General features: G+C 57.2%; 6 protein-coding genes. 2 read left to right on the forward strand and 4 right to left on the reverse strand.

Annotation, left to right across the window (positions count from 1 at the left end):
• From CFB24_RS23835 to CFB24_RS21775, 4 genes are all read right to left on the reverse strand, one after another.
• Positions 1–1183, reverse strand: a 1183-nt coding sequence (locus tag CFB24_RS23835; protein ID WP_338066180.1) for a calcium-binding protein, incomplete at its 3' end; no start/stop codon positions are given.
• A gap of 7 nt (positions 1184–1190) precedes the next feature.
• Positions 1191–5117, reverse strand: coding sequence for a hypothetical protein (locus CFB24_RS23840; protein ID WP_244593369.1), 3927 nt, complete (start codon positions 5115–5117; stop codon positions 1191–1193).
• Between the two features lie 18 nt (positions 5118–5135).
• Complete coding sequence (locus tag CFB24_RS21770; RefSeq protein ID WP_088522715.1) at positions 5136–5807, reverse strand: hypothetical protein; 672 nt, start codon at positions 5805–5807, stop codon at positions 5136–5138.
• Positions 5808–5878: 71 nt separating this feature from the next.
• Positions 5879–6445 (reverse strand): toxin-activating lysine-acyltransferase, encoded by a 567-nt coding sequence (locus tag CFB24_RS21775; protein ID WP_088522716.1) that lies wholly within the window; start codon positions 6443–6445, stop codon positions 5879–5881.
• 273 nt (positions 6446–6718) lie between these two features.
• Between CFB24_RS21775 and CFB24_RS21780 the strand changes: the two genes are divergently transcribed.
• Both CFB24_RS21780 and CFB24_RS21785 read left to right on the forward strand, forming a co-directional pair.
• Positions 6719–8875, forward strand: coding sequence for a type I secretion system permease/ATPase (locus CFB24_RS21780; protein WP_088522717.1), 2157 nt, complete (start codon positions 6719–6721; stop codon positions 8873–8875).
• A gap of 1 nt (position 8876) precedes the next feature.
• Positions 8877–9425, forward strand: coding sequence for a putative HlyD family type I secretion protein (locus CFB24_RS21785; RefSeq protein ID WP_088522718.1), 549 nt, complete (start codon positions 8877–8879; stop codon positions 9423–9425).
• Positions 9426–9547 lie beyond the last annotated feature (122 nt).

Genomic DNA, 9547 nt, shown 5'->3' on the forward strand with positions numbered 1-9547 from the left:
TCAAGCCCGCCGAAGAACCCAGAACTTTTGCGAAGGCGCCGAGGTTGAGCACGGCGCCCTGAAATGCGCCCTTGATCACGATGACGTCGTCGGTCGATGCGCCCTGGTCGTCGAGCACATTGATTTTCAGGCTGTCGCTGCCCTCGTAGTCCACGCGAGTGAACTTGACCTTGTCAGCGGAGATGCCGCCCTTGAGGACGAGGAAATCGAGTCCCGCCGTGACCGGCCCGAAACTGAACTTGCCTTGATCGTCGATGACATTGTAACCGTCGCCGCGGCGGTAGATGTAAATGTCGCCGCCGGCCCCGCCGCCTAAATAGTCGTTCGGCCCCGCGATCAGCACATCCGCCGAACCCGAACCGATCACCACCTGATCCGGCGTGCGGGCGTTGGCGACGATGAAGGAGAGCGTGGTGCGATCCCAGACCGTGCCATCAACGAAGACGATGTCGTCCACGCCTGAAGTCTGCTGCACGCCATCGCCATAATAGTCGTTCATTTCGCCAAGGAACTGGTCCTTGACGCGCACGACCGTGCTGGTCCCGTTGACCGAAATGATCAGGTCCTGGCCTTCGCGAACCGCCGTGATGTCCGCCGCCCGTGCGGCGGTGAATACCAGTTCGTTGATCTCGCCGCGGCCGTAATCGACGATTTGGTCGGAGCCAGCGTCCTTGCCGACAAAATAATAGTCCGAACCCACGCCGCCGCTGAGCGTATGATCGCCGCCGGTGATATAGAAATAGTCGATGCCGCTCGTTCCATTAACGGCCTTGTCCGTCAATGTGTTGGTGACGATCTTGGCATCGTCGACAGACAGCGCGTGGGCGATTCCGCGAATATCGTAGTTGACGCCGACCGCCTCATAGGCGGCGACGATCTGCTGCATGAGGAAGACTTGGTCGAAGGCGATTGAGCCTCCCGAGACCGTATCGCCCGAACTGATTTGGTAATCGGGATAGATCTGCCAGAGGATCTCGTTCCACTTGGCGAGATAATGGGCGATGGCGTTGTCGGTGTTCTCAGTCGGCGCCGCCTTGAAGATCGCCTCGAAAACTGGCGCCAGCTGGCGGCTGGTGGTCGCGACATATTTGTCCAGCGTCGCATCGTAGCGGATGCCCTGCGCGAATGCGCTCAGACCCCCCTGTAGCGCCATGCGCGCCGCCAGCCCGCGGCTGACCACCATCCATTCCTTAAACACCGAGTCGAGCAGGCCGATGGTCTTGTCGACTCCCGACACATAGCTCGACGCGCTCAGGCTGGAGTCGCCATATTGGTTTATGGAATAGGAGACGACGCCCGTCGCCGCGTTGATGCTGGCGGACAGAATCTCGGGCTGGAACTGAATGCTGTCGAGCTGGAGCGCGAAATTGAGCTCCGCCGGGGTCATCACCTCGATGCGATTGGCGCTGTCGTCGGTGGAATCGACCTCGCTTTGGATCTTGGCGAAATCGATCTCGTAATTGCGCAGGTTGTAGTCGCGGGCGTCGCCCTGCTTGGCCTGCAGCGCCAGAGCGCGGTCCAGGTTGCGCGCCCAAACGTAGAAGGTTCCGTCCTTGTCTGCGATCTGCACCGTGTAGTCGACGACCGCGCCGTTGACGATGTCGAGGCCGATCTTTTCGACCTTGACGTCGGCGAGCGCATTGTAGCCAATGTTTTCGACGCGCCATTCCGTTCCGGTCGCATGGCCTTGTGCGAGAATATCGGCGACAGTCGGCCGGTCGATCGCGGCGCCGGAGGCGTCCACGATCGCAGTTCCGCTCGCCAGCCGCCAGCCGCCAGCTGCCGTCGGCGTTTTGAACGCCATAATCCTTGACCACCGCGCGGCCGTTCTCGATGCTCACGAGATAGGGCGCGTCGGCGCGGAATTTCACCGCCGCGTCGCGTGTGGTCGGCGACCACATCTGCTCCAGCCGCCATTGCGCGCCGGATGTCGTGGCTTGCGCCAGCACGTCCTGCAGGGTGGCGCGCGCGATCGCGGAGCCGTCGGCGGCGCGCACGGGGGCGCCGGAGGCAAGGGTCCAATAGCCGCCCTGAGCGTCTTCGACATAGATGGCGCGGTCGAGCAACACCGCCGCGCCGTTTGCCGCCGTTCGCAGCAGCACCGGCGTCAGTTCGCGCGTGAGATTGAGGGTTTCACCCCACAAGCCGAGCACGTCGGAAGCTTGGTTGACCAGCGTGCGCAGATCGGGCGTGGTCATCGCCGCCGCGCGCGAATTCACGAGCGCGGCGAGATCGGGGTCGTTTGCGGTGGCGATTGCGAGGCGCGTCACCCGGCCAAAGCCCTTCGCGTCGATCGGGGTCGTAGACGCCCAGGCGGGCTGGCCGCTTTCGCCGCGATAGATTGTGCTGGTCTGGTCGGTCTGGAAGATGGTTTCGTAGACGGTTCCCTTGCGGCCGTCGGCATAGGTGAAAATCGATGCCGCGCGCAGAGTTGCGCCGCCGGCGTCTTGCCCATCGAGATCGGTTGCTTTCAGCGAAATCGAAATGATTCCGAGGTCGGAAAGCGACTTGAGCTCGTCGGCTTGCGAGACGCCGTCGTCATTGGCGTCGATCCAGACTTTCAGCTTATTGAAGATTGCGTCGGACGCGTCGATGACGCCGTCCTTGTTGACGTCATATTGACCAAGGTCGGCGAAGCCGGAGTTGGCGAACGTGCCGAAAAGCTCGGTGGCGTCATCGACCGCGCCGTTGCCGTTCTTGTCGTAAGTAAGAAAACCTTCGTCGCTGCCAGCGAGCCAGCCCGTGCGTTCCGAGAAGAAATCGTTGTTGACGTCGAAATGCACGCTTGATTGCTCGAGCGCCAGCGTGGCCATGCCGTCGCCGGAGAGGTCGAGCACGAGCGGATCGCCGCCGACATACCACCTCAGCGCTTTCGCCATACGAACGACCGAAGTGGCGAGCGTCATGGTCTCTTCGATCAGCGGTCCGCCTTCCGACAGCGCCATCGAAATGAGAGTCGGAGGCAGCATCGCCAGAAGCGCGTCTATGGGGTTGGTTTTCTTGAAAACCATTCCCAACTTGCCCGCCATGCTGTTGGTGGCCAAATACTGGTTTTCGATCCAGGAATAGACTGCGGGCACATCTCCCTTCGCCTTTGCGGGGATGTAATCTTTGATCGTTTGATAGCCTTGGTGATTTTTTAGCGCGGCGCTAAGGCCGCCGGCACCCGAGCTGCTGTTTCCCCCGGCCAACGCGTCAAGCGCATCGAGGAACGAAGTCAGTACATTCGAAACGAGAAGATCGTAGGAGCCGTCGTCTTGCTTCTTGAATGAGTAGGTTATGAAAGGCAGAATTTCGTCACAATAAAGCGTGTCGATCGGCTTTTTGTATATCTGAGATGCGCCGAAGACCATGCCCCCCAGGCCAAAGCCTGCCAGAGACAAGAGCGCGCCACCGTTGTCAACCGGGTTGGTAAGGGGAATGCCGAAAAAAGTCAGTATGTCGTAGAACTGCGGATCCTCAATCGTGGTCCCCGAAGCCCAGACGAAATTATCGGCGTTTTCCTTGTTATCCTGTATGTACGTTTTTGTCCCAGTGCTATCATAATAAAATCTCTGATCAATGACTTTGTCTAGAATACTGTTTGCGACATCGCCCCAAATAATGCCATTTTGAGACGTATTGTAAATCAGGTCCCGACCCGTTCCGCCAGACGTGATTGCCTTCTTTCCGCCGAGAGCTATAACGATGTCATTATCCTGTCCTCCGTCTAAGATCATTTGTAATTCGACAGGAGTTGTAAGACTTTGAGGATCAGCTTTATCGACAGGCCCGCCCACCGACACATAGTCCGCGTTCCAGCCCAAGAGAACATCATTTCCTTGAAGGCCATTTCGACGGACCCATTTGGTGCCAAAAAGAAAGTCCGATGCGGCGCTGCCATATTCCGCCGTAATGTCCAAGCCGATAAGAGTTGCTAAGGCATTTGCAATCACGTCGGGGTCATCGGTGTTTATTGATGACAATGTATCATATATTGGGTTGATATAATGATCGATAAAAACTTGATAATTATTATAAACAATATCCCCAGCCTGCGCTCCGAATGAAGATCCAACTGTAGCGCCAGCAATGGAGGCTAATATCGCAGCGGCAATATTGTAGGATCCGCCCTGGCCTTTGAGTGCCAATTCGGCAGCCGCTGCACCAAGTACGCCGCCCGCGACACCACCACTTGTCTCAAAAAGAAATTTAATCCATAGTTTGTTTGCTTCTTGTGTGTTGCCAGCGGCACGGAGTTCTTCCGCTTGGGCCGAGGTGATCACCGCGCCGATCACATTGGAAATGATGCCACTTTTCGCAATCACCGCCCCAACCATGCCGTACGAGGCGAGCTTCCACCAGGGAACGTTCTTTGCACCCGCCTTTGTAGCAGCTGCGATGTTGCTAGCATCAATTTTTGCGTCGGTACTCAGTACGGGGTATTCGATCTTGTTAAGACCGATTCCAATAGTGCGGCCGGTCCGAAGGATTTCGTTTGCGTTTTTAATGAGCGTCTTGGTTGCTTCGCTATCGTCCAGTCCGAGCAATATATTGTTGTAAAAACGAGCAGATGTGATCGGCGCAACGTCTAGCCCGTATTTTGCAAATCCAGTCGCTTTCGTCGTGGAATTCTTTAGTGCTTGAATAGCAGCATTGTCGTCCATGAATAGGACGCTTGTTCCAGAAATTCCGGCGTCCTGCATTGCGGTCTGAGCCAAAGCCAGAGGGCTTGAAGTTTGTATTGTTATTTGACCGCCGACAATTGTAACCTTCTTTCCAGTCAAAAGTTCAAGAATGCTAGCCTCGCCAGCGTTATCTCTGGCCGTCTTCACGTCTTGAAGTAATTGTTGCAAATTACTTGCGCCACTACTAATTCCGGCCGCAAGTGCTCGTTCAGCGTCCGCAAGGGCAGAAGGAGTATAATTTATAATTGTCGCGTTGGCGGAATTCTGTACCCAATTTAGCAATCCACCAATATTTGAAGTTGTAAATCGTTCCAGCTCATAAAAGACTTGACTTGAAAGGACGATCCGCCCTTGGAGCTTATCGCGCATTGCATCTAGTGCTTGCGTGCCACCTGAAAGAAAAATATCGATTAGGTATGATGTGTCGGAAAACTTATTCGCATTAAACACGACATGCTCCTGATATAGCTAATCTTTACGTGGCTCAAAACCAGGTCGAAATATCTGATACTCGTCAGGCGATGCGAGTATGCGCTGAACTGTTTGCTCCGAAAGATCTGGTATTTCGTCAAACCAATATTTACGTAAAAATGGCATAATTATAGAGCGGATCTGGGTCCATCCGCGGCCACCAAGTCCGTATGTGTACGACTGTTCGGCGATAAAGGTCGTTAATTCGACATAAACATCTATATTATTGTCAATGACATTGCGTTTATCGGCTTTATACTCATTAAATTTAATGAAGAACGAAGATTCTAAGAGGTTCCTCATTATGTCCATGATCTCAGAAATGAACAGCCGACTCCATTCGACGGCCTCATCTGCGCGATGGCGAATGCGGTCCGCCGCGAATGCTACGGCTTCATCCTCGTTTTTGATCGTACCGCAGAAAATACGACGCGCCAAAGCCTGAGCAACAGCCAAATTCGTGCTCGCGCACGGCCTTGTTTCAAGCTCTGGCGCCAAGAGTTGGCGCCTCGCTATCAGAAGGGCATGCTCTGTATTTCTTTCAAAGTTCTTATGCAGACCTACGCGCGAAAAAACAGACTGAAGCGTTGGATCCTTAGCCAGATTCCTCGCAAGAAAGACCAGTTCCTGAGGCGTTGTGTCGTCGTACCGATCTTCGGGTTTGCGCATCGCGATTACTCGCTTAATTAAACTGAATTACGAGTCCCTAAGAAAATACTGCCATATACGTGATAGCCGGCCTACGATTGGCTCGGTTGACGCGCGGCTGCAGCCTTCTGCAGCCATTCGGAATCGACCAGATTGCTCAGGATCGGATGAACGAGCAGGTTGCCCTTTTTCACCACTTGGCGAATGTTGGCTAGCACGGCGGTCGCTTGCTGACGCGACGCAGCGATCACGTCCAGCAGCCAGACTATATCACCGCTATTCCAATCGTCTGGCTTGAGCCGAACGGGGAAAACGCCCGCCTTGATCTGTTCGCGGATTTTGACATCCACTTCTGGTGACACTTTCGCCCAGATTGCCACGCCGACTAGTTGGCCATCGTTGATCCCGGGCTCTGCATCCTTTTTGGGTGTAGCGGTGGCCACGGCGATGCGGTCGCGCAGCAACGGGTCGACCACCAGATGCTCCAATTCGCCGATCGAGCAATGTTTGTAGCGAGGTGCGCTCATCATCGCCAGCACCACCTGCGCCAGAGTGGCGTGCAGCCGCTGGCGCGAGTCCACTAGCTTTTTCACCGACTCAGGGTCGAGTTTTGGCGCGGCTGCCTGGTCCGTTGCGTCGGTCAATTCACTGTCGGCCATTGATTGGTCTGAATTCGGCATATTTATAAACCTAATTCCAATTTCACATCATTCCATAACGTAACCGGAGCACCTGACGCAACACGTCACGTTCTTGCGGCATGCCGTAATGGCGAGTTGCGGCAGAATTGTCGATAAACTATGGCTCCGTCTTGGCTTGTGTCGATGAAGCGCCTATTGCGTAAAGAAAAGCACATCGTCGTTGTGGAAGGCGGTGCAGCCCTGCGGCGCACTTTTTATACGAGTTTTTGCATGACCGAAGCGAACGCTGCTATGGACCGGCCTAAAAAAGACCTAGGCGAGGGCGTCGATTCCGGGCTGGCCTGCCTCGCCATGATCGCGGGCTATTACCGCATAGCCGGCGATCCTGCGCAGCTACACCATAAATTGGCCCTCACTGGGCGGACGGCTGGAGCCGAAGACATCGTGCGCGGAGCCAGTCTGCTGGGATTGCGCGCGCGCATCGTCGGCAAGTTAGACGCGGCTCGCATCGCCGCGCTACCGCTGCCGGTGATCCTCGAGCTCAAGGGCGGCGGGTTCGCGGCGCTTTCGGCGGGTTCGCAAAAAGGCTTGCTCCGGGTAGTGGATATCGTCGGCCGCGTCGCCCGCGAGCTTTCTGCGGAGGACATCCTTGCCGTGTCTCAAGGCGAGGCCATTTTGGTGGCTCGCAGGCTGGGCGGCGCTGGCATCAATCCCAAGACTTTTGGCTTTAAATGGTTTTTGCCCTCGCTCGCGCGCTACCGCAAGCCGCTGATCCAAGCCGTGGTGGCCTCGCTGTTTCTGCAGCTATTCGCGTTGATCACGCCGCTGTTCTTTCAACTCGTGGTGGACAAGGTTCTGATCCACAAAGGCATGTCCACCCTGATTGTGCTGGTGGTCGGCCTGGGCACGCTCGGCTTGTTCGAGACCGTACTGAGCTATCTACGCACCTATACGCTCAACCACACTTCGAACCGTATTGATGTGGAATTGGGCCGACGGCTGTTCCATCACCTGTTTCGCCTGCCGTTGGCCTATTTCGAGACCCGCGCCGCCGGACAGACGGTCGCTCGTATCCGCGAGCTCGAAACGATTCGCAGCTTTTTGACCGGGCAGGGCTTGTCCTCGCTGCTCGACTTGTTCTTCACAATCATTTTCATAGCGGTGCTGTTCGTCTACTCGGCCAAGCTGACCCTGATCGTGCTCGGCTCCATCCCGGCCTATGTCCTGATCGCCACATTGATCCGGCCGCTGCTGCGCGATCAGATCGACGAGAAATTCAATCGCGGCGCTCGCTCGCAGCAATTTCTAGTGGAATCCATTGTCGGCGCGCAGACTCTGAAAGCCGCTGGCGTTGAGCCGATGATCCAGTCGCGTTGGGAGGAGCGGCTTGCCGCTTATGTGCGCACCTCCTTCGACGCCTCCATGCTCAGCGCGGTCGGCCTCAATCTCATCCAGTATGTCAGCAAGGCAGTCACGGCGCTGATCCTGTTCTTCGGCGCGCAGAGCGTGATGGACGGGCAGATGTCGGTCGGCGAACTCATCGCCTTCAACATGATCTCGGGACAAGTCGTGCAGCCGATCCTGCGCCTTTCGCAGCTTTGGCAGGACTTCCAGCAAGTTCAGATTTCGGTCGAGCGGCTTGGCGACATTCTCAACGCGCCGCCGGAGCCGGCCCCGGCCAATCTACTCACCCTGCCCCGCCCGGCGGGCGGGATTGAGCTGAAGAACATTAGCTTCCGATATCGCATGGACACGCCGGATGTGGTGAAGGGTGTCTCATTGTCGATCCAACCCGGCGAGGTGGTCGGCGTCGTCGGCGCATCCGGCTCCGGTAAGTCGACGCTGACGAAGCTCATTCAACGGCTCTACAGCCCTCAATATGGTCAGATTCTGCTCGATGGCATCGACATCGCCCAACTCGATCCCGGCTGGCTGCGCCGGCAGATCGGGGTAGTGTTGCAGGAAAACATGCTGTTCAACAGCACGATTCACGAGAATATCGCGCTCGGCGACCCCGCTATGCCGCGGGCTAAGGTGATGCATGTGGCGAAGCTCGCGGGGGCCGATGAGTTCATCGCCAAGACGCCGCAAGGCTATGACACGCTGATCGAGGAGCGCGGCGCCAATCTCTCTGGCGGACAACGGCAGCGCATCGCCATCGCGCGTGCGTTGGTCAGCGATCCGCGCATCCTGATCTTTGACGAGGCGACCTCGGCGCTCGATTACGAGAGCGAGCGCATCATCCAGGACAATATGCAGGCGATCGTGCGCGGGCGCACGGTGATCATCATCGCGCACCGCCTCGCGGCCGTCCGGCCATGTTCACGCATCATCGGCATGCGCGACGGCGAAATCGTCGAACAGGGCAGCCATTCTGAACTGCTGGCTCGCCCCGACGGACTCTACGCGCGCCTATGGGCGCTGCAATCCGACCAGGCGAGGGCGTGACATGAATGAGACCGTTAAGCCGCCCACGCCCGGCCAGCCGGCGTCCAAGCGGCCGGCTTCCAATTTGGCGAGCCTGGTGACAGGCGCCGATCGCGAATTCCTGCCAGCCGCTCTGGAAATCCTGGAGACGCCGCCGGCTCCGAAAAAGATCGCCGTGATGCTGACGATCTGCGGCTTCTTCGGCGTGGCGCTCGCGTGGTCGTTCATCGGGCGGCTCGACGTGCACGCCGTCGCCTGGGGCAAGATTGAGGCGGGCAGCAAGACAAAGGTGATCCAGCCGCTTGATCCTGGCAAGGTGGAAAGCATAGCCGTGGATAACGGCAGCAAGGTCCAAGCCGGTGATTTGTTGCTGACCTTCGATCCTTCTGAAACGTTGGCGGACACGCGCGCCGCGCAAGACGGGCTTAGCTCCAGTCATGCGGAAATCATCCGCCGCCGCGCTGCGGTGCAGGCGGCGAGTGCGGTGCAGTCCGAAATTGCTGCCCAGACCTCGACCGAAATTGGCAAGCGGCCGGCGCCGCGGATCGTTGCGCGTGACGAGATTGCGTGAGACTGTCAGGAATTCCGTGTGAAGGCCGGTTCCGTTTTCATGCCAAGCTGAACCGATCCGGGAACAGGATGGCGAATTGAGCTTTCGCCATCACCCATTCGCGCGGCGGCATTTTCCATTCT

The organism is Rhodoblastus acidophilus (genome assembly GCF_900187365.1).
Taxonomy (GTDB): domain Bacteria; phylum Pseudomonadota; class Alphaproteobacteria; order Rhizobiales; family Beijerinckiaceae; genus Rhodoblastus; species Rhodoblastus acidophilus.

Coding starts and splice junctions, on each gene's coding strand:
- CFB24_RS21770 (WP_088522715.1), bottom strand. CDS start 5,807: ATGCGCAAACCCGAAGATCGGTACGACGACACAACGCCTCAGGAACTG.
- CFB24_RS21775 (WP_088522716.1), bottom strand. CDS start 6,445: ATGGCCGACAGTGAATTGACCGACGCAACGGACCAGGCAGCCGCGCCA.
- CFB24_RS21780 (WP_088522717.1), top strand. CDS start 6,719: ATGGACCGGCCTAAAAAAGACCTAGGCGAGGGCGTCGATTCCGGGCTG.
- CFB24_RS21785 (WP_088522718.1), top strand. CDS start 8,877: ATGAATGAGACCGTTAAGCCGCCCACGCCCGGCCAGCCGGCGTCCAAG.